The organism is Acidiphilium sp. MT5 (assembly GCF_054767495.1).
On sequence record NZ_BAABMR010000005.1, the window covers coordinates 109,364 to 128,621 of the forward strand.

16 protein-coding genes are annotated in these 19,258 nt (G+C 62.1%); 12 read left to right on the top strand and 4 right to left on the bottom strand.

Annotated features, from left to right (window positions below; genetic code table 11):
• Positions 1 to 5 precede the first annotated feature (5 nt).
• Positions 6 to 809 (top strand): type II secretion system F family protein, encoded by an 804-nt coding sequence (locus ACYUCQ_RS07265; protein ID WP_460253853.1) that lies wholly within the window; start codon positions 6 to 8, stop codon positions 807 to 809.
• A complete protein-coding gene (locus ACYUCQ_RS07270) occupies positions 806 to 1,726 on the top strand; it encodes a type II secretion system F family protein (protein WP_460253854.1) in 921 nt (306 codons plus the stop codon). Before ACYUCQ_RS07265 ends, ACYUCQ_RS07270 begins: the two co-directional genes overlap by 4 nt.
• Here ACYUCQ_RS07270 and ACYUCQ_RS07275 read toward each other — a convergent pair.
• Positions 1,695 to 2,294 carry a DUF2889 domain-containing protein gene (locus ACYUCQ_RS07275; protein ID WP_460253855.1) on the bottom strand — a complete coding sequence of 200 codons (600 nt, stop codon included), beginning with the start codon at positions 2,292 to 2,294 and terminating at the stop codon, positions 1,695 to 1,697. The genes ACYUCQ_RS07270 and ACYUCQ_RS07275 overlap by 32 nt on opposite strands.
• 183 nt (positions 2,295 to 2,477) lie before the next feature.
• On the opposite strand from ACYUCQ_RS07275, the gene ACYUCQ_RS07280 reads away from it, so the two are divergent.
• Positions 2,478 to 3,899 (top strand): MDR family MFS transporter, encoded by a 1,422-nt coding sequence (locus ACYUCQ_RS07280; protein WP_460253856.1) that lies wholly within the window; start codon positions 2,478 to 2,480, stop codon positions 3,897 to 3,899.
• Positions 3,900 to 4,046: 147 nt separating this feature from the next.
• Here the strand turns inward: ACYUCQ_RS07280 and ACYUCQ_RS07285 are convergent, their stop codons facing one another.
• Positions 4,047 to 4,340 carry a sulfurtransferase TusA family protein gene (locus ACYUCQ_RS07285; RefSeq protein ID WP_460253955.1) on the bottom strand — a complete coding sequence of 98 codons (294 nt, stop codon included), beginning with the start codon at positions 4,338 to 4,340 and terminating at the stop codon, positions 4,047 to 4,049.
• Positions 4,341 to 4,495: 155 nt separating this feature from the next.
• Here ACYUCQ_RS07285 and ACYUCQ_RS07290 point away from each other — a divergent pair, with 155 nt between their 5' ends.
• Positions 4,496 to 4,933: a Ros/MucR family transcriptional regulator gene (locus ACYUCQ_RS07290; protein WP_460253857.1), complete on the top strand. Its 438-nt coding sequence runs from the start codon at positions 4,496 to 4,498 to the stop codon at positions 4,931 to 4,933.
• A gap of 3 nt (positions 4,934 to 4,936) precedes the next feature.
• Here the strand turns inward: ACYUCQ_RS07290 and ACYUCQ_RS07295 are convergent, their stop codons facing one another.
• Positions 4,937 to 5,905 (bottom strand): lysostaphin resistance A-like protein, encoded by a 969-nt coding sequence (locus ACYUCQ_RS07295; protein WP_460253858.1) that lies wholly within the window; start codon positions 5,903 to 5,905, stop codon positions 4,937 to 4,939.
• Positions 5,902 to 6,915, bottom strand: coding sequence for an NAD(P)/FAD-dependent oxidoreductase (locus ACYUCQ_RS07300; protein ID WP_460253859.1), 1,014 nt, complete (start codon positions 6,913 to 6,915; stop codon positions 5,902 to 5,904). Before ACYUCQ_RS07300 ends, ACYUCQ_RS07295 begins: the two co-directional genes overlap by 4 nt.
• A 116-nt stretch (positions 6,916 to 7,031) precedes the next feature.
• Between ACYUCQ_RS07300 and tsaE the strand changes: the two genes are divergently transcribed.
• The 8 genes from tsaE to hpnE all read left to right on the top strand — a co-directional run bounded on the left by tsaE (position 7,032) and on the right by hpnE (position 19,258).
• The gene (gene tsaE, locus ACYUCQ_RS07305; RefSeq protein WP_460253860.1) at positions 7,032 to 7,502 is read left to right on the top strand and encodes a tRNA (adenosine(37)-N6)-threonylcarbamoyltransferase complex ATPase subunit type 1 TsaE; all 471 of its coding nucleotides are present in this window, start codon (positions 7,032 to 7,034) and stop codon (positions 7,500 to 7,502) included.
• Positions 7,499 to 10,522: a double-strand break repair protein AddB gene (gene addB / locus ACYUCQ_RS07310; RefSeq protein ID WP_460253861.1), complete on the top strand. Its 3,024-nt coding sequence runs from the start codon at positions 7,499 to 7,501 to the stop codon at positions 10,520 to 10,522. Before tsaE ends, addB begins: the two co-directional genes overlap by 4 nt.
• Positions 10,519 to 14,010, top strand: a complete 3,492-nt coding sequence (gene addA, locus ACYUCQ_RS07315; RefSeq protein WP_460253862.1) for a double-strand break repair helicase AddA — start codon at positions 10,519 to 10,521, stop codon at positions 14,008 to 14,010. Before addB ends, addA begins: the two co-directional genes overlap by 4 nt.
• A gap of 88 nt (positions 14,011 to 14,098) precedes the next feature.
• Complete coding sequence (gene hpnA, locus ACYUCQ_RS07320; RefSeq protein ID WP_460253863.1) at positions 14,099 to 15,145, top strand: hopanoid-associated sugar epimerase; 1,047 nt, start codon at positions 14,099 to 14,101, stop codon at positions 15,143 to 15,145.
• Between the two features lie 6 nt (positions 15,146 to 15,151).
• On the top strand, positions 15,152 to 16,291 hold the full coding sequence (locus ACYUCQ_RS07325; protein WP_460253864.1) for a glycosyltransferase: 1,140 nt from the start codon (positions 15,152 to 15,154) through the stop codon (positions 16,289 to 16,291).
• A complete protein-coding gene (gene hpnC / locus ACYUCQ_RS07330; RefSeq protein ID WP_460253865.1) occupies positions 16,291 to 17,133 on the top strand; it encodes a squalene synthase HpnC in 843 nt (280 codons plus the stop codon). The genes ACYUCQ_RS07325 and hpnC overlap by 1 nt, the downstream gene beginning before the upstream one ends.
• The gene (gene hpnD, locus ACYUCQ_RS07335) at positions 17,130 to 18,008 is read left to right on the top strand and encodes a presqualene diphosphate synthase HpnD (protein WP_460253866.1); all 879 of its coding nucleotides are present in this window, start codon (positions 17,130 to 17,132) and stop codon (positions 18,006 to 18,008) included. Before hpnC ends, hpnD begins: the two co-directional genes overlap by 4 nt.
• Positions 18,005 to 19,258, top strand: a complete 1,254-nt coding sequence (hpnE, locus tag ACYUCQ_RS07340) for a hydroxysqualene dehydroxylase HpnE (protein WP_460253867.1) — start codon at positions 18,005 to 18,007, stop codon at positions 19,256 to 19,258. Before hpnD ends, hpnE begins: the two co-directional genes overlap by 4 nt.

Consider the following 19,258-nt stretch of genomic DNA (forward strand, 5'->3'; position numbering starts at 1 on the left):
GCCGGGTGATCGAGTCGAAACTTGGCAAGAAATCGCTTGATGATTGGCTTCAGACCGGCGTTGTGGGCTGGGTGCTCGGGTTAAAATCCGGTGGGTTGCCGGTTGCGCGTGGGCGCATGCCGATTTTGCTCATCGGCGGGGGTGTTCTGGCATTGGCGATCACTGAGGTGCTGCGCCTGCTGATCGGCGGTCCGATGATGATGATCTACCCGGCGTTGGTGATTTTGGTGATCCGATTTCTGCTGGGTTATTTTCGCAAGAAGCGGACATCGCTGCTCTTGTCGCAATTTCCGGATGCGTTGGCTACGATTGTGCGATGTATTCGCTCGGGGATTCCAATCCAGGGTGCGCTGCGAATTGTTGGGCGCGATTTGCCGGAACCAACAGCAGGTGAGTTCCGCGATATTGCCAATCGGCTGGCGATTGGCGTGACGCTGGAAGAGGCGTTGCAGGCAATCAGTGAGCGCAATGGCATTGCCGAGTATAAATTTTTTGCCGCCGCCCTCGGTTTGCAATCACGCACGGGCGGTGCGCTGGCCCAAACACTCGAAACGCTGGCCACTGTTGTGCATAAGCGGATTGCCGCGAAGGCGCGGGCTTATGCGCTGGCAGCCGAAGCGCGCACCAGCGCGTTGATCCTTGGTTGTTTGCCGGTTTTTACCGGGATTGCGATTGGGTTGTTGGACCCAAAATATATGGCGCCGTTCGTCACCACGCTCGCCGGGAAACATTTATTATTGCTGGCGATTGGTTTGCTATGCTTTGGCTTTTTGGTGATGAAGACGATCATCGCGCGGAGCCTGTCATGATCAAATTGCTGGCGTTGGCGGGGCTGTTTATCGGTGTGATCGCGATGGCATTTGGCTTTTATGCGCATTTTGAATTGGATCAGGCGTTGCGGGGGCGGGTTTTGCGGGCTTTACAGCCGGAAATGGCCCGGATTGAAGGGCGGCGGCATAATATTTTTGTCTCATTGCTGATTTTTATTGGATTTTTTATTGTTCGGAGTGGATTGCTGAGTTTTCGCTCGCTCGATGAGACCCGTCATACATTACGCAGCGCGGGGTTGCGCAACGACGTGACGTTGGGGCTTTTCATTGGGATTAAGACAGTGTCGTGGGGGGGCTTGGCTCTGCTGGGGCTGGGCGTTGCCCGAATTGCCGGGTTTGGTGTTGCGCCGACCATTGGCGTGCCGATGGCAACCGGGATTGTTGGTTTGCTGCTGCCCGATTTGGTGCTGAAATTCCGCCGAAGCCGGTTTTTGAAACGGCTGGAGGCGGGGCTTGCCGAAGCGTTGGATATGTTAGTGATTTGTTCGGATGCCGGGCTGAGCCTGGATGCCGGACTGACGCGGGTGGCGACCGATATTGCCGCGACCCATCCTGCGGTGGCGGAGGAATTCAAGATCACCAATGGTGAATTGCGCATGACTGATAATGCCAGTGAAGCCTTGCTCAATTTGGGCCGGCGAACCGGGCTTGATAGTCTGAAGCGCCTGGGGTCCACCTTGGTGCAGACTATTCAATATGGCACGCCGATTACCCAGGCGCTGCGGGTGCTGAGCAGCGAGTTACGCGAAGAGCAATTGACGCGCTTTGAGGAGCGGGCAGCACGGATGCCAGTGCTGCTCACCGTGCCGATGATCCTGTTTATTTTGCCGTGCGTGTTTATTATTGTCGGCGGGCCAGCCGGGCTTACGCTGATGGCGACGATCCATCCGCATTAGCCGCAGCGGCGAGAGCGGCGCGCTCGCGCTTTTGCTGCACCAACGGGCCATCTTCGGCATAGGCAAAGCAGGTATTGACCAAAAATGTTGGTACTTTCCAATCGATCCGCTCCGCCGTGCCTTCGCGCGCGTCTTTGTGGGCGCGCACGCTGAACATGGTTTGGATGGCGACGGTGGCCACTTGCTGCAACAGCTCGCGCAGATGGGTGCAACCGGCGGGACCGCCGAGCCGTTCGGTGGCGCCCTTCAAAAAGCCTTTGCCAATGGTTAATCCGGCAAGCCGGGCAAAATTTGGCGCAACACCGGGGCAAACATTATGCGGCGTATAATCCATCGCGGCCTCAGCACTGATCACACAGAGCGATTGATCGATGGTGACGCGCAGGCCCATGCCGTGCAGCGCTTCGCCGGCCCCAATCCGTCCGCGATCATGATTGCCAAAACTATAGGTTTTGGTGTCGGTCAGCCGGGCCTCGATATCGATCAATCCATCCGCCCGCAGAAAGCCGCGAATGGCGATATCCCGCAAATGCAAAAGGTCTCGTTGGGCAGGCGGGCTCAAGGGCATCGGCAACATCTTTCAAAGGATGGGTTTAACCATTAGGTGAAGGTTCGACACTTAAGCCATGCTGGCGCGTGCAGTGCAACGCCGGAGCGCATAGCAGATGCGGCAAAGCGTCGTTGGGTGCGCAATTGCCTCTGGCCGCCGTTATCTGTCACATTGCCTGTCCTTTCAACAATAGGCTGATCCATGGAGTATACCCACGCGCAGCGGCGCACCGTCATTATCGCAATTCTGCTGTGCATTTTGCTCGCGGCCCTCGATCAGACGGTGGTGGTGCCTGCTGTTCCGGCGATTGCCGCCGATTTGCATAGTTTCGGCGATTTATCCTGGGTGGTCACCGCTTATTTGCTGACCTCGACCGCAACCACGCCGCTTTATGGTCGCTTATCTGACCAGCTTGGCCGGCGCCGCACGCTGGTGCCGGCGATTGTGGTGTTCGTGATTGCAGCCTTGCTGTGCGCGCTGGCGCAGAATTTGGGTGAATTGATCGCCGCACGGGCGTTGCAGGGCATTGGTGGCGGGGGTTTGCTCGCGATTTCGCAGGCGGCGGTGGCGGATGTGGTCTCGCCGCGCGAGCGTGGCAAATATCAGGGATGGCTTGCCGGGACTTGGGGCGTTGCCTCGACCGCCGGGCCGGTGATTGGCGGTTATGTGACCGACCATTTGTCCTGGCGCTGGATTTTTTGGTTCAATCTGCCGCTGGGGATCGGTGCGCTGATCCTGAGCCAGCGCGGGCTGCGCTTGCTGCGCGAACAGACGCGGGGCGGGCGGATTGATTTTGCCGGTGCGGGTTTGCTGACCGGCGCGGTCGCTTGCTGGCTGGTTGGCCTGTCATGGGGTGGTCATCGCTTTGCTTGGCTGTCTTGGCCGATATTGTCGATGTTTGGTTTGGGTATGGTGGCGGTGGCGGGGTTATGGCGCTGGGAGCAGCGCGCGACCAACCCGTTGCTGCCGATGCGCCTCTTCGCCGATCCATCGTTCAACCGTCTGGTCGCGATTGGATTTTTAACGGCCTTGGTGATGTTTACCGCCATTTTTACCTTGCCGTTGTTTTTCCAACTGATCCGCCACGCCAATGCGGCGCAATCGGGCTGGGACATCATGCCGTTCCTGGTTGCGACGACGCTGGGGGCCTATGCGGCGGGCCAATGGGCGCGGCACAGCGGGCGCACGCGGTTTTTGCTGATTGGTGGGTTGGCAACCACGTCCCTTGGTTATGCTGTGCTGGCGCTGTTGCCTGGCTCCACGCCGACATTGTTGATTGTGACAATTTGTTTCGCGTTCGGCATGGGGATTGGCTTTGTGTTGCCCTCCTCGCTGGTGGCCGTGCAAAACGCCGCTTCGCGCACCGATGTTGGGGCGGCGACCGCGACCTTGCTGCTCTTGCGCGCCATGGGCGGGGCCTTTGGTGCGACCATGGCCGGCACGGTGATGGCCTCGCGGCTGAGCCATCGCGCCGCTGCGCCGAGCGCGATCCTAAGCGGGTTCCATCTGACCTTTGGCTTGGCAAGCGGGTTTTCGCTGTTGGCGTTGCTGCTTTGCCTGGGTGTTGCGGATGTGACGCTGCGTGATCAGATCGAGGCGGACGGCGAACCGATTGGCCATTAAAAATCGTACGATCATTGGGAGTGCCGATGAAACGATTGTTATTTTAATGTAATGTCATGCTCGCTTGGTTTGGTTTTGCTGGTCCAAGCAGGCCGATCATAACGCGAAGGGCGGCCTCGTGATGGACATGTTCCAGCACGGTTATGGCTAACCTTTGCGAATCACCAGGACGGCGCTGCCATCATCTAAATCGATCCGGTCTAACACGTCATGGCCCTGATCGGTCGCGGCGCGCGGGACATTAGACAGCGGTTCTGCCCCAAGTAATCGAACCAGCAATATTTGGCCGGTTTGCATCACATCCAATGCAAGTCTGGTGCGCACATAAGTCATTGGGCAGGTTTCGGCGGTAATATCGATCGCGCGGTCATGGGCGGGCAGGCCAGAACGGGTTTCCGTTTCGGAAGACTCAATTAATATACTGGAACGAACCGAATTCATCATCAACCTACTTCCTGTCCGCGTGACGGGCACATGTCTCAACAGCCAAAACATTGACATAATTTACACTGACTTTAGCGCTTGCACGGATACAATGTTTGTGCCTAAGCACCCTGGCTATTCATATTCCAATTATCAATATCGAAGGATCGTCTATGTCGCAAGAACCCGAGAACGCGCAGCTTCTACATCTGACTGCGCAAATCATCTCTGCCCATGTGTCGCACAACTCGGTGCCGTCCGAAGCGCTGGGCGGATTGATCCGTGAAGTCTATCGCAGTCTGGCGGGTGAGCCGACGGCGGAAACCAAGGCCGCGCAACGGCCGGAACCGGCGGTTAATCCCGCAAAATCCGTGTTCCCTGACTATATTATTTGTCTGGAAGACGGCAAGAAACTGAAAATGCTGCGCCGTCACTTGAAGTCGTCTTACGGGATGACGCCGGAGCAATATCGTGAACGTTGGAATTTGCGCACCGACTATCCGATGGTGGCCCCCAATTATGCGCAACAACGCTCGAACCTCGCCAAGAAAATCGGCCTCGGCACGAAGCCGGCAGCCCCGGCGGTGCCGGCCAAGTCACGCCGGAAATAAGTATCAACCGGGTTTAGCATCCTTCGCACGCGCTTCCATCGGCGCGTTGCGGAGAGTGATGACCATGACCAGGGCCGCGAAGGCTAACGCGACGAAGGCGAAAACACTGCCTTCCGGCCCGGTAGGGCCGCCGCTCCAATAAATATTGCCGCGCGGGGCTGTTGCGAGCAAACGCCCTTGCGAAATCATCCCACTATCCGACGTGCCGTAGAAATAAGATTCGGCCCAATCCCAGGCGGCGTGAAAGCCGATTGCCCACCAGAGTGAACGCGTGTAGGCAATACTGATACAAATCACCAATCCATAAAGCCCTGCGAAAATTTCGCCGAGATGGGTTTCGCCCGCGTTGCCGCCATGGGCCAGACCGAACAGGAGCGCGAGTAAGACCGCCGCGGGCCAGAAGCCGATGCCGGTTTTCAACCGGAATAACAAATAACCGCGAAATAGATTTTCTTCCGCCAGCGCGATGACGCCACAGCCGATCAGCCAAAACACGCCACTGCGCAATACGGCACCGGGCTGCACCGGATGGGCGAGAAATACGAGGTGACCGGTGCTCCAGAGCAGGAAAATCAGCAGGCTCAACGCGGTGAACCCCCAGAAAAATCCAGCACCGAGCCGTTGCCACCGCCTGATCCCGCCCAAGCCGAAGGCGGTGAAGGATTGACGCTCGATCAAGGTCATGACGGCCAAAGCACCGGCATAGGCCAGTAATAATGGCCCTTCATTGGTCAGCACGAACGCGACCGGGGCATGGGCGGCGCCATGCATGACCTTCAGGATTAGCTTGCCGAAAGCCGGATCGAGATGATTGATGGCGATACGCACGATAAAGCCAATGAGGGCAACCATGGCTGCGGCGAGGACGAGGAAAATCGCGAGCGCCCAGCCCGCGCGCAACCCGGCCGGGCCGATGAACATGCGGCGGATGATGCTGCCCATGCTGGGACGCTTGTGGATATTATCGCTCATGCCGCGACCCCTTTGGATGTTGAATATTCGAAATGCAGGGCCTCGCCTGGCTTGACAATGGCGAACATAGCGTGCGCGGCCATCGCGGCTTCGGAAAATCCTTGCAAAATCAGCTTTAATTTGCCGGGATAGGTCGCGACGTCGCCGATGGCGAACACGCCGCGCAGGCTGGTTTCGCAGCTTGCCGGATTGACGGTGATCCGGTGCAACGCCAAATCCACGCCCCAGGTGCTGATTGGCCCCAGATCGTTCGACAGGCCGAAAAACGGGAGCAAAATATCGGCTTGTAGCAGGCGTTTGCCGCCTTCCAGATCGGCCACTTCGACGCCGCTCAACAGCCCGTTGGCCCCGTGCAGCGCGTGCAGCTGGTAGGGCGTGACCAGCTCGATGGCACCGCTGGCGGCATGCGCGTCGAGCTGAGCGGCCATTTCCGGGGCGGCGCGGAATTTGGCGCGGCGATGCACCACGGCGACCGAGGCGGCGACGTCTTTGAGTGCCAAGGCCCAATCGACCGCCGAATCACCGCCGCCGGCGATCACCACCCGCTTGCCACGCAGGGCTTCGCGCTTGCGCACGTAATATTTCACCGCACCGCTCGCTTCGAACGCGGCCAGACCGTCTAAGGGCGGCCTATTGGGGCCGAACGCCCCGGCCCCGGCGGCGATGACCACGGCTTTGACGTGAATCTCGGCGCCGCCATCGGTGCCCAGCGTGAAGGCGCCGGGCTGGCCGGATAGGCGCTCCACCCGCTGGCCGAGCACGCGCTCGGGCTTGAACGGGGCGATTTGCGCCTCCAGCCGCTCGATCAGCACCGAGGCGTCGATCGCGGGATAGGCGGGGATGTCGTAAATTGGTTTTTCGGGATAGAGGGCGGCGCATTGGCCGCCGACTTCGCCCAGCGCATCGATCAGCACGCAGGACATTTTCAGCATGCCGCACTCGAAAACCGCGAATAGCCCGGCTGGTCCCGCACCGATGATCGCGACATCGGCTTCGATTCGTTCGCTCATTGCATCACCTCGCTCTTGCGCTGATACCGGTAAGCATCCGACGGCAATCGTCAATGGCTTGATGTCGAAAGATCACGGCTCTCGCCGAAATGGCGATGATCGGGTAACCGAGGGGTATGGAGCAACGCGTTCTGACCCTTGCTGACCAAGACGCGACGGAGTCGTTCGCCCGCAGCGTCGCCGCCGCCAGCCGCCCTGGTGATATTATTCTGCTCGCCGGCCCGTTGGGGGCTGGAAAATCCTGCTTTGCCCGTGCGTTCATTCGCGCCATGGCGGCGGACCCGACGCTTGATGTGCCGAGCCCGAGTTTTACTTTGGTGCAGACCTATCCGACTGATCCGCCAATTACCCATGCGGATTTATGGCGGTTGAATGGCGATGCGGATTTGATTGAGCTGGGGCTCGATTTTTCTGAGAGGGCGATTTTCCTGATTGAGTGGCCGGACCGGCTTGGCGCGGCGGCGCCGGCGATGGCGCTGAGCATCGCGCTGGCCTGGCTGGGTGCCGATGAACGGACAGCGCTGGCGAGCGGGCCGGCATCGTTGCTTGATCGCTTGCTGCCCAAGCGGATGTTTTCGGACCGATGAACGATACCGGGATGAGCGACACGGGGATGAGCGACACGGGAATGAGCGACACGGGAATGAGCGACGCGGGGATCAGCGTCCCGCGCATTGCGGCGATACCGATTGGCACGCCGTTTCTGCCCGCTCTGGCCTGCGCCTGGCTGGATCAGGCGCGGGCGGCGGGGCGCGATGCTGCCGATGGGATGTTGATCCTGCCGACGCGCCGGGCTGCGCGCGCGACGGCGGCGGCGTTTTTGGCGGCGCATGGCAAGCCGCTGATTTTACCCCGGATTATCGCAGTTGGGGGTGCTGACGAGGCGGCGCTGGGTTTGCTCGCCGGCGAGGAATTGCCACCTGCGATCCCGGCGGAGCAGCGGCGGAGCATTCTGGCGCGGCTGATTTTGCGATTGCGCGGGCAGGATGGCGCGCCGACCCGGCTGGCCGATGCGCTGGCCCTGGCCGATGAGTTGGCGCGGCTGATCGATGATGCGGAGCAGGCCGAGATTGATCTTGCGGCCACGTTGCCCGGCATTGTTGCACCTGATCTTGCCGAGCATTGGCAACGCACGCTCGATTTTTTGGCTTTGGTGACACGGCATTGGCCGGCGATTCTGGCCGAACGCGGGGCGGTTGATCCGGCGCGCCGACATCGGCTCAGCTTGGATGCGCAGGCAGAATTTTGGCGGCACAACCCGCCCGTGCAGCCGATTTGGCTGGCGGGGCTAGCGGTTGCCACCCCCGCAATCGCACGATTGGCGCGGGTGGTCGCGAACCTTGCGCAGGGCTGCGTGGTGCTGGCGGGGTTTGATCCAGATTTGTCGGATGAGGGCTGGGCGGCGCTGGATGATACACCGGCGCATCCGCAAGCCGGGTTGCGCCGATTGATCAACGCGATGGGCGCGGATCGGGCGGAAATCCGGCTCTGGAGCCCGCCCGACCCACCCGACGCGGATCAGGTTGCGTTGCGAGGCCGGGCTGCGCTGCTAGGGCGGGCGGCGTTGCTGCGGCGGGCGTTTTTGCCGCCGTCGGCGCTGGCGGCGTGGCAGCAGCGCCAGCCGGCTGATCTGGGCGCGCTGTTTAGGCTTAGCCCCGCCGATGAGCAGGATGAGGCGCGCGCCATTGCGCTCGCTTTGCGCGATGCGCTGGATGATCCCGCCCGTGATGCGGCGTTGGTCACGCCGGATCGGGGATTGGCGCTGCGGGTCACCGCCGAATTGGCGCGGCTTGGGATTCGCGCTGAGGATAGTGCGGGCGAGATGTTGGCCGACACACCGCCTGCGGTGCTGTTGCGCTTGCTTGCCGCGGCACAGCAGGCCGACTACGCCGCCGTTCCGCTGCTGGCGCTGTTGCAGCATCCGCTGACCGGCGCAGGGTTGGCGCGCGGGCAGGCCCGGCATTGGGGCCGGGCGCTCGATGTGATGCTGCGTGCGCGTCTGCCCGGCCCTGGTTTTGCGGCGCTGCGCTTCGCGGCTGAGCAGACCAGCCCCGATTTGGCGGCGTTCGTCGCGGCGTTGCAGAATTGTTTGCGCCCGCTGCTCGACGCGTCGGCGCGGCAGGCGATCAGCCCCGCGGAACTGTTGGATGCGCTGATCGAGGCGGCTGAGGTTTTGGCGGGGTGCGATGGGCAGGCAGGGGCCGACCGGCTGTGGGCTGGGCCTGCGGGGGCGGCTTTGTCAGAATGGCTCGCGCAGCAATTTGAGGCGATGCAGGGCTTGCCTGATATCAGCCCCAGCGAGCTGCCGGGTCTGCTCGACGCGGTGCTGGGCGATGCCAGGCTGCGCCGCCCGCGCACGCAAGACGCCAATCCAAGGGTGGCGATTTGGGGCTTGCTCGAAGCGCGGTTGCAAACCGTGGATACGCTGATCCTTGGCGGCATGGTTGAGGGCGTGTTTCCGGCCGAGCCTGATCCGGGGCCGTGGCTTTCGCGCCCGATGCGCCGGGCGGTTGGCTTGCCGGACGGGGCTCGTTTGATTGGCGAGACGGCGCATGATGTCACCAGCCTGATGGCGAGTTGCCGCACGGTCATTCTCTCGGCCCCCGCGCGGCGTGGGCGCGCCCCTGCCGTGCCATCGCGGTTTCTGGCGCGGATCGAAACGGTGCTGCGTGGGGCGGGGCAATCATTGCCGGGGCATCCGGCTGCTTTATGGTCGGTGCAGCTTGATCAGCCGGTGACGCGGATCATTCGGCCACGACCGGAGCCACGGCCCGCTTCGTCCTACCGGCCCCGGCGCTATTCGATTTCCGAAATCACCACCTTGCTGGCCGATCCCTATGCGATCTATGCCAAACGCGTGCTGCGGCTAGAGCCACTCGGCGCGCTGGATGCCGAGACCGATGCGGCGTTGTTTGGCACATTGGTTCATGAAGGGCTGCGGGCGGTTGGCGATCAGCCAGGTTGGGCGGGCGCGCCGGAGGCGGCGACGCTGTTATTCACGGCATTTGAGCAGCAGCTCCGCGCTCAGCGTTTACGGGGCGGGTTGGAAGCGTTTTGGCGGGTGCGTTTGCGGCGGATTGCCGATTGGATTGTTGATTTGGAGCGCGGCCGGCTGGTGAGCCATGGGGCGGCGGATTTGGTTGCCACCGAGCAGCCAGGGGAATGGGTGATCGATGGGTTTGTGGTGCGGGGCCGGGCGGATCGGATTGAGCGGCGCCGCGCGGGGGTGACGCTGATCGATTTCAAAACCGGCACACCGCCTGCGGACAAAGAAGTGCTGTCGGGCAGCGCGCCGCAATTGCCGCTGGAAGCGGTGATTGCGCAGACCGGTGGCTTTGGCGCGTCATTCGCGCGCGATGTGTGCGAGCTGGCCTATTGGAAACTCTCGGGCGGTGCGACTGAGGGGGCGACGCGCAGCCTGTTTGCCAATGATCCAGAGCAGTTACGCGCGATTATCGATCAGGCGCGGCGCGAAATTCCGGTGATTCTTCAGCATTTCGCTGATCCAGCCACGCCGTATCGCGATCGACCGCATCCGGGACGCAGCCCGTTCGATCAGCCTTATGCCGGGATTTCGCGGCGGGCTGAATGGGATGAGAGCGAATGAGCCACGCCATCGACGCTATCGCTCAAGCGGAGGCGGCGCAGCGCGCGGCGTCGAACCCCGCAATGTCCGCGTTCGTGGCGGCCTCGGCGGGATCGGGGAAAACCAAGCTGCTGACGGATCGGCTGCTGCGCTTGATGCTGGAGGGTGCTAATCCGGCGCGGATTTTATGCCTGACGTTCACCCGCGCGGCGGCGGCTGAAATGGCGATCCGGCTGCGCGATCGGCTCGGGCTATGGGCGACCCTGGATGATGACCAGCTTGATGGCGAACTCGGCAAACTCGATGTCGCCATGAGCCCGGCGAACCGGGCGCGGGCGCGGGGCTTGTTTGGTCAGGTGCTTGATCTGCCCGGTGGCATGCGCATCGATACGATCCATGCTTTTTGCCAGTCTTTGCTGCGCCGCTTTCCGCTCGAAGCCGGGATTACGCCGCATTTCAGCGTGGCGGATGATGCGCAAACCAGCCTGCGCCGCCGGGCCGCGCGCGAGGCGGTGCTGGGCGATAAGGCGAGCGAGCCAACCGAGGCGCTGCTGCGGCTCGCGGGGGAGATATCCGAAACCCAATTCGGCGCGCTAATCGATCAATTGCTCACCGATCAGCGCACGCAACTGGCACAGCTACTGGCCAAGCATGATGCGGCGCCCGCGATCAAGGCGGAGCAGCGTGCGGCACTGAACGCGCCGGATGAGGATGCGCCGACGCTGCTGCGCGATGCGATTGCGGGCACCGAAAATCCGGCGTTGCGGGCGGCCTTGCAGCGCATTGCGGAGGCATCCTCACCCAAGGCGCAGGAACGCGCTCTGCTGGCGCTCGATTGTCTGGCCAAGCCCTTGGCGCAGCGCGCCGCTGATTGGGCAACATGGTGTGATTTGTTTCTTACCGCCAAGGGCGAGAAGCGCGCATTATCGGCTTTTATCAGCCGGGCGCTCAATGCGTCGGACCCTGATTTGGCGGGGATTATCGAGACTGAGCAGGCGCGGATTGGGCGTTATCATGATCGCTGCGCGGCGCTACTCTTGGCCGATTTATCGGGCGCGGTGATCGATTTGTTGTTGCCGATCCGTGATGCCGATATGGGGACGAAAAATCAGGAATCACGCTTTGATTATGCTGATTTGATCGCGCGGGCGGCGCAGCTTTTGCGCGATCCTGGCGCGGCCTGGGTGCTTTATAAGCTTGATGGCGGGCTGGATCATATTTTGCTGGATGAGGTGCAGGATATTGCGCCTGCGCAATGGCAGGTGATTAATCAGATCGCCGCTGAATTTTTTTCAGGGCTTGGCACCCGCGCCGATGAGCGGCTGGCGCGCTCGATTTTCGCGGTGGGTGATCGCAAGCAGTCAATCTATTCATTCCAAGGCGCTAATCTTGAGGTGTTCGATCAATGGCGCCGCCAGATTGGCCGCCGGGTGACCGAGGCGCAGGCACGCTGGCATGATGGCACGCTGGATACCTCGTTTCGCTCGACCGCACCGATCCTGGCCTTGGTTGATCAGGTATTTGCCGATGATCAGGCACGCCGGGGCGTGGTGGCGCCGGGTGAGGCGCTGACCCATGGCATTAGCCGGGTTGGCCAGGCTGGGTCGGCCACGCTCTGGCCGCTGGTGCCCGCCGAACCGGAGCCGGATTTGGCGGCGTGGCAAGTAGCGGATCGTTATTTCAGCCAAAGCTCGGCGCGGCGGCGGTTGGCGGCGGGTATTGCCGCTTGGATTGCCGCCCAAATTGGGGTGATGGACCTGCCGTCACGCGGGCGGTCGCTGCAGGCCGGTGATATTTTGATCCTGGTGCGTTCGCGCAATGAGTTTGGCCCGGCGCTGACCCGCGCGCTGAAGGATCATGGCGTGCCGGTTGCGGGGCTGGACCGGATGGTGCTGACCGAGACGCGGGCGGTCGCGGATTTGATCGCGCTGATGCAGGCCTTGTTGCTGCCCGATGATGACGTTTCGTTTGCGACATTTTTGACCAGCCCGCTCGGCGGACTTACCGATCAGGACTTGATGCAGCTTGCGATCGGGCGGACGGGGCGGTTACGCGAGGCGCTGGCGCAGCGGGCGGGGGATAATGCTGCGTATCGGGCGGCGGAGGATTTGTTTGCGCGCTTGCAAAAGCGGGTGGATTTCGTGTCGCCCTATCAGCTTCTGGCGGAAATTTTGGGGCCGCTGGGTGGCCGCGCCCGGCTGCTCGCGCGGCTCGGCCCGGAGGCGGCGGAGCCGATTGATGAATTGCTCGCCGCGGCGATTGATTTTTCTCGCAGCAATCCGCCGAGCTTGCAGGCGTTTTTGGCGGAACTCGACGCCTCCGCCGCCGAAATCAAGCGCGAAGCCGAGGCGGCGGGCAATTCGGTGCGGCTGATGACGGTGCATGGCGCCAAAGGGCTGCAAGCGCCGGTGGTGATCCTGCCGGATACCACCAGCGTGCCGAAAAGCCGCGACACGCTGCATTGGCTGCGCGCGCCGCAATCCGCGCTCGATGTGCCGATTTTCAGCCCGCGTGCCGATCAGCGCAGTCGTGCCGTGATCACCGCCGTGGAGACCACCAAGATTGCAATGGTGGAGGAGTATAATCGCTTGCTCTATGTCGCGCTCACCCGTGCTGAGGATCATTTGATTGTGTGCGGTGCCGCGCCGAAACAAGCACCGCCTGCCGATTGCTGGTATCAATCGGTGCAGCGCGCCTTCGCCCGCCTTGGCGAGACCGCCCTGCCCGCGCCCGTGATGCCCTCGCCCGTGATGCCGGCGCCCGTGATGCTGCCATGGGCGAGCGAGGCATTGACGCTGCGCTGTGCGCAAACCGCGCCACCCGATCGCCCGGCACCCAGCGGCGTCGCGCACCACGCGACATTGCCCGATTGGGTGGGGGCTGCACAGAATTGGCACGCCACGCCGCCGCCACCGCCATCCGACCCGATTGATCGGCTGGTGCCCAGCCGGAGCGCCGAAGGCGCTGACACCGGCCTGGCGGCGGCCTCACCGCGCCGCCCTGGCCGGCTGCGTGCGCGCGATTATGCCCTGGCCCGTGGGCGACTGGTGCATGCGCTGTTGCAATATTTGCCGGATCTGCCCGCCGAAGGCCGCACCGAGGCGGCGCGCCGCTATCTGGCGCAGCCTGGTCATGGGCTGGATCAGGCCGATCAATCGCGTGTGCTCGCCGATGTGATGCGGATTCTCGATCATCCGGCGATGGCGCCGCTATTCGCCGCAGGCTCCCGCGCCGAAGCACCGATTGCCGGAATTGTTGGGCGCACCGAAATTGGCGGGATGATCGACCGGCTGATGATTACTGATGAGCGGATTTTATTCGCCGATTACAAGACCGACCGCGCCCCGCCGACGGAGGAAAGCGCCGTGCCCCTGCCCTATCGTGCGCAGCTCAGCGCGTATGCCGAGGTGCTACGGGCGATCCATCCGCACCTTCCCGTGACCGCGATTTTGGTTTGGACCAGCACCGGCACGGTGATGCCGATTTCGCTGGGAGGGCAGCACGGATGACGCCGCCTTCGCTGGAGCGCGGGTGCGCCGGGCGATTTTGCGCGCCGATTTTGCAGATTGCGAATTTATCTCTATTTCGCTGGTCCCCATGACTGATCTTGATCCCGCATCCTCTGATCCCGGCCTTACCTTGGTCACCGGTGCTACCGGTTTTGTTGGCGCTGCCGTGGCGCGTGCTTTGGTGCGCGCGGGGCGGCGGATTCGCCTGATCCATCGGCCGCAGAGCGATTTAAGTAATCTGCGCGACGTGCCGGGCGAACGGGTGATTGCGGATTTGACCGATCCGGCCTCGCTCGCGGCGGCGGTGGCGGGATGCAGCCGACTGTTTCACGTCGCTGCTGATTACCGGCTGTGGGTGCCCGATATTGAGGTGATGCGCCGCACCAATATCGATGGCAGTGTGGCACTCCTCAGAGCCGCTCATGCGGCGGGGGTGAAACGCATGGTTTATACCAGCAGCGTGGCGGCGTTGGGGCTGGCACAGGGGCGCGAACCGGCAGATGAGGGCACAGCGAACCGGCCAGAAGATCATATTGGCCCGTATAAACGCTCAAAATATGACGCGGAAATTGCGGTTCGCGCGCTGGCTCAGACTGGGTTGGATATTGTCATTGTAAACCCCTCAGCGCCGGTGGGGCCGGGTGATATTAAACCGACGCCGACGGGCCGCATGGTGCTTGATGCGGCGCGGGGGCTGATGCCCGCCTATGTGGAGACGGGCATGAATATCGTGCATGTCGATGATGTGGCGGCGGGCCATTTGCTCGCCGAGCAGCGCGGGCGCGCCGGAGAATCGTATATTCTGGGGGGTGAAAATCTGATGCTTTCAGAGATTGGCAGGATGATTGCCAAGCTTGCGGGCCGGTCACCGCCGCGCATCAAGCTGCCGATTGCCCCGTTAGTGCCGATTGCGAGCGCGATGGAGGGATGGGCGCGGCTGACCGGCCATCCGCCGATGATGACGCGCGATATGTTGGCGATGGCACGGCATTTGATGTGGTATAGCTCGGCGAAGGCGGTTCGTGAGCTGGGCTATGCGCCGCGCCCGGCGCAGCGCGCGTTCGAGGATGCGCTGGTTGATTTTTGCAAGCGCGGGCTGCTGGCCGACATCGCGTTTCACCCGCAGGCGGCGTGACCGGATATGCTCTCCTCTCTTGCCATTCTGGCCGCGATCATTTGGCTCTATCTGGTCTTTGGGCATGGTGAACGCGGCGCGCCGTTCTGGCATAGCACGCCGGAATTGCTGCCGGCATGGCCGGTTGAGGCACCGCCGGTTGATATTATCGTGCCGGCCCGCGATGAGGCCGAGACAATTGCGCCGGTGATTGCGTCGCTCTTGGCGCAGGACTATCCGGGGTCATACCGGGTGATTTTGGTTGATGATCGGAGTGCCGATGACACCAAAGCGCGCGCCCGGCTGATGGCGCTGCATGATCCACGGTTTTTGCTGGTTGAAGGGGCGGAAAAGCCTGCCGGTTGGGCGGGGAAATTATTTGCCCTTGAGCAAGGTGTGGCGCAAAGCAGCGCGCCGCTGATTTTATTCACCGATGCGGACATCACCCATGATCCGCGCCATCTCGCGACGTTGGTGGCGCGGCTGCACGCGCCGCTGGGACATTATCGGCTGGATATGGTTTCGGAAATGGTGCGGCTGAATTGCACGAGCCTTGCCGAGCGGTTGCTGATCCCGGCTTTCGTGTATTTTTTTCAGATGCTGTACCCGTTTGCGCAAGTGAATAACCCGCTTTCCGCCGTGGCAGCGGCAGCGGGGGGCACGGTGCTGATCCGCCGGACGGCGCTCACGCGCATCGGCGGGATCAGAGCAATGCGCGGCGCGTTGATCGATGATGTAACGCTGGCGCGGGCGGTGAAGCCGGGCGGGGCGATTTTCCTCGGCCATTCCGGCCTTGCCCAATCGATCCGGCTTTATCCGCAGCTTGCCGATATTCGCGCGATGATCGCCCGGTCGGCCTTTACCCAATTGCGCCATTCATCGCTATTGCTCGCGTTGACGGTTTTGGGGCTGGGCCTGGTTTGGTTGGTGCCGCCGCTCGCGGTGTTAGCCGGTCATGGGCTTGGGTTTGTTGCGGGGCTGGTGGCCAGTGGCCTTGCGATTTGGTCCTATCTGCCGACCTTGCGCCGCTATCGGGTCAGCCGGTTATGGGCGCTCGCGCTGCCGCTGATTGCCGTGCTGTATTTGGAAGCCACGATAGCCTCGGCCCGCCGCTATTGGCGCGGCGCCGGCGCGCAATGGAAACGCCGCGATTACGGAGCCGCTTGATGAGCACGACGATGCCGTCGGATAACGTTGAATTATGGTCTGGCAAGGATCGGGGCGATGAGAATTTCCCTGTGGGTGTGTTGATCCATCCAAAATTGCGCCCGCATGTTCATGCCTATTACAGCTTTGCCCGTAATGCCGATGATATTGCCGATAACCCCTCACTTACGCCTGAGCAAAAAATCAGCCGCCTTGACCGGATGGATATGGTGCTGAGCGGTGCGGTGGCATCTGGCTCGCCGAGTGCCAGCCGCCTGCGTCAGAGCTTGACGGAAATGTGCATGCCAGCGACCCATGCGCGCGAATTGCTGATTGCGTTTCGCCAGGATGCCACCAAGGCGCGCTATGCGAGCTGGGCGGAGTTGATGGAATATTGCCGGTTTTCCGCAGCACCCGTTGGCCGTTTCGTGCTCGATTTGCACCGCGAAGATCGGGCGAGTTGGCCGGCATCAGACGCGCTTTGCGCGGCGTTGCAGGTGCTGAACCATTTGCAAGATTGCGCGGATGATTGGCGCAATCTGCAACGATGCTATTTGCCGACAGACATGCTCACGGACGCGGGGATCGACGTCGAGGCGCTGACGGCACCCAAAACATCGCCGGAATTGCGCCGCGTGTTTGATGCGATGCTGGATCAAACCGCCGCGTTGAACCAGGCTGCGACCGAACTGCCGCATCAGTTGCGTTCGCGCCGGATGCGCTTGGAGACGGGGATGATTACCCATTTAGCCCAGCGATTGCATCGGCATTTGCGCCGTGGCGACCCGTTGGCGGGGCGGGTGAAATTGCGCAAATCTGATTTTGTGGCGGCACTGATTGTTGGCGTGGCGCAGCTCGTATGAGTGCGGCGTCGTATCAGCCTGAGGATATTGCGGCTGTGACCGCATTGACCCGTGCGGCGGGCACCTCGTTTTATCGCGGCATGACGGTGCTTTCGGCACCAAGGCGAGTGGCGATGTATGGGGTTTATGCGTTTTGCCGGGTTGTTGATGATATCGCCGATGATGATGGCCTGCCCGCCGAGGCGCGCATCGCGGGGCTTGATCAGTGGCGCCAGCGGATCGCGGCACTCTATCAGGGCGCGGCGGAGGAACCGACCACCCGCGTGCTGCGAACGGCGATTGCGCGGCATGGGTTGGCGCAGGACGATTTTATCGCGATCATCGATGGTATGGCGATGGATATTGCCGCGCCGATCATGGCGCCGGACGAGGCGACGCTTGATTTATATTGCGATCGTGTGGCCTCTGCCGTGGGTCGTTTATCGATCCGCATTTTTGGCGAACCAACCGAGGCCGGGCGCCGTGTTGCGCATCATCTTGGCCGGGCGCTGCAATTGACCAATATTTTGCGCGATCTTGGCGAAGATGCGCAGCGCCACCGCCTCTATTTGCCACGTGAATTGCTCAACGCCCATCAAGTGCCGTTAGAGCCGCACGCCGCCTTGGCGCATCCTCACTTGCCGCTGGTGCTCGGCACTCTGGGCGATCGCGCGGCCCAGCATTTCGATCAGGCGGCGCAGGCGATGGAGATGTGCGATGAACGCGCCATGCGCCCGGCGCGGCTGATGGCGGCTTCGTATCGGCCCTTGCTCGATATTATGCGCGCGCGCGGCTTTAGCGCTCCCACGGCGCGGCCAAGCCTGCCGCTATGGCGCAAATTGGGTCTGGCCGCACAGCTATGGCTGCTGGCCGACCGGCGGGCTGAGCCGCTATGAGCCGCCGCATCCATGTTATTGGCGCGGGCATGGCCGGGCTGGCCGCCGCCACAGCGTTGGCTGGGCGCGGCGAGCGGGTTGTGCTGTATGAGGCTGCGCGGTTCGCGGGCGGGCGCTGCCGCTCTTATCATGATGCGACACTCGATTGCCGGATTGATAATGGCAATCATTTGCTGGCAACCGGCAATCATGCGGCCATGGCGTATTTGGCGCGGATTGGTGCGAGCGATACACTCACCGGCCCAAGCCGGGCGATTTTTCCGTTTATTGACCTTGTATCCGGCGCTGCGTGGAATTTACGGCTGAATAACAGCCGGCTTCCGGTATGGATTTTTCGGCGCGCCGCACGGGTGCCGGATTCGCGGGCGCGTGATTATCTCGCGCTGCGTCGGCTGGATCGGGCGGGGCCGGATGATTTGGTGCAGGCGCTGATGGGCGATCTTGATCCGCTCTATGAGCGGTTGATTGAGCCACTGGCCATTGCGGCGTTGAATACCAAGCCGGCTGAGGGCTCGGCGGCGCTGCTGGGTGCGGTGTTGCGCGAAACGATTGGGCGCGGCGGGGCGGCGGCGAGACCGCGCTATCCGAAGCTTGGTCTGTCAGAAAGTCTGGTTGATCCTGCCTTGGCTTTTTTGCGCGGGCGCGGCGCTGAATTGCGCTTTGGGGCGCGTATCCAGGCGCTGGGCGTCGAGAATAACACGATCACCCGGTTAACCGGCTCGGCAACCGATGAGCCGGTGCGCGCCGGCGATCAGGTGATACTCGCCACACCGCCCTGGATTGCCGCGGAATTACTGCCCGGGTTGATTGTGCCGGATCAGCATGAGGCGATTTTGAACGTGCATTTTCGGGCAGGCATCCCGCCAGGGCCATCCGGATTTTATGGGTTGTTGGGCGGGGCTGCCGAATGGGTGTTTGAAAAAAACGATGTGGTATCCATCACGATCAGCGCGGCGAATGATAAGGTTGATCGTGATGCCGATGCGTTAGCGCTCGAAGTATGGTCAGATTTGCGGCGCGCCTTTGGGTTGCCGCGCACCATGCCTGCCTATCGGGTGGTTAAGGAAAAGCGGGCGACGTTTGCAGCGACGCCGGCGCAATTGAACCGCCGACCGGCGACAACACCGGTGATCAATGGTGCGATGATCCATAATCTTGGCTTGGCTGGCGATTATACCGCAACGGGACTGCCTGCGACGATTGAAGGGGCAATCCGCTCGGGCGAGGCGGCGGCGCGCCGGGTGGTGTGA

Bases quoted from the DNA above. Each gene is read 5' to 3' on its own strand.
- ACYUCQ_RS07280 (WP_460253856.1), top strand. From the start codon at position 2,478: ATGGAGTATACCCACGCGCAGCGGCGCACCGTCATTATCGCAATTCTG.
- ACYUCQ_RS07285 (WP_460253955.1), bottom strand. From the start codon at position 4,340: ATGAATTCGGTTCGTTCCAGTATATTAATTGAGTCTTCCGAAACGGAA.
- ACYUCQ_RS07300 (WP_460253859.1), bottom strand. From the start codon at position 6,915: ATGAGCGAACGAATCGAAGCCGATGTCGCGATCATCGGTGCGGGACCA.
- hpnA (WP_460253863.1), top strand. From the start codon at position 14,099: ATGACTGATCTTGATCCCGCATCCTCTGATCCCGGCCTTACCTTGGTC.
- hpnC (WP_460253865.1), top strand. From the start codon at position 16,291: ATGAGCACGACGATGCCGTCGGATAACGTTGAATTATGGTCTGGCAAG.
- ACYUCQ_RS07290 (WP_460253857.1), top strand. From the start codon at position 4,496: ATGTCGCAAGAACCCGAGAACGCGCAGCTTCTACATCTGACTGCGCAA.
- ACYUCQ_RS07270 (WP_460253854.1), top strand. From the start codon at position 806: ATGATCAAATTGCTGGCGTTGGCGGGGCTGTTTATCGGTGTGATCGCG.
- hpnE (WP_460253867.1), top strand. From the start codon at position 18,005: ATGAGCCGCCGCATCCATGTTATTGGCGCGGGCATGGCCGGGCTGGCC.
- addA (WP_460253862.1), top strand. From the start codon at position 10,519: ATGAGCCACGCCATCGACGCTATCGCTCAAGCGGAGGCGGCGCAGCGC.
- ACYUCQ_RS07275 (WP_460253855.1), bottom strand. From the start codon at position 2,294: ATGCCCTTGAGCCCGCCTGCCCAACGAGACCTTTTGCATTTGCGGGAT.
- addB (WP_460253861.1), top strand. From the start codon at position 7,499: ATGAACGATACCGGGATGAGCGACACGGGGATGAGCGACACGGGAATG.
- ACYUCQ_RS07325 (WP_460253864.1), top strand. From the start codon at position 15,152: ATGCTCTCCTCTCTTGCCATTCTGGCCGCGATCATTTGGCTCTATCTG.
- hpnD (WP_460253866.1), top strand. From the start codon at position 17,130: ATGAGTGCGGCGTCGTATCAGCCTGAGGATATTGCGGCTGTGACCGCA.
- tsaE (WP_460253860.1), top strand. From the start codon at position 7,032: ATGGAGCAACGCGTTCTGACCCTTGCTGACCAAGACGCGACGGAGTCG.
- ACYUCQ_RS07295 (WP_460253858.1), bottom strand. From the start codon at position 5,905: ATGAGCGATAATATCCACAAGCGTCCCAGCATGGGCAGCATCATCCGC.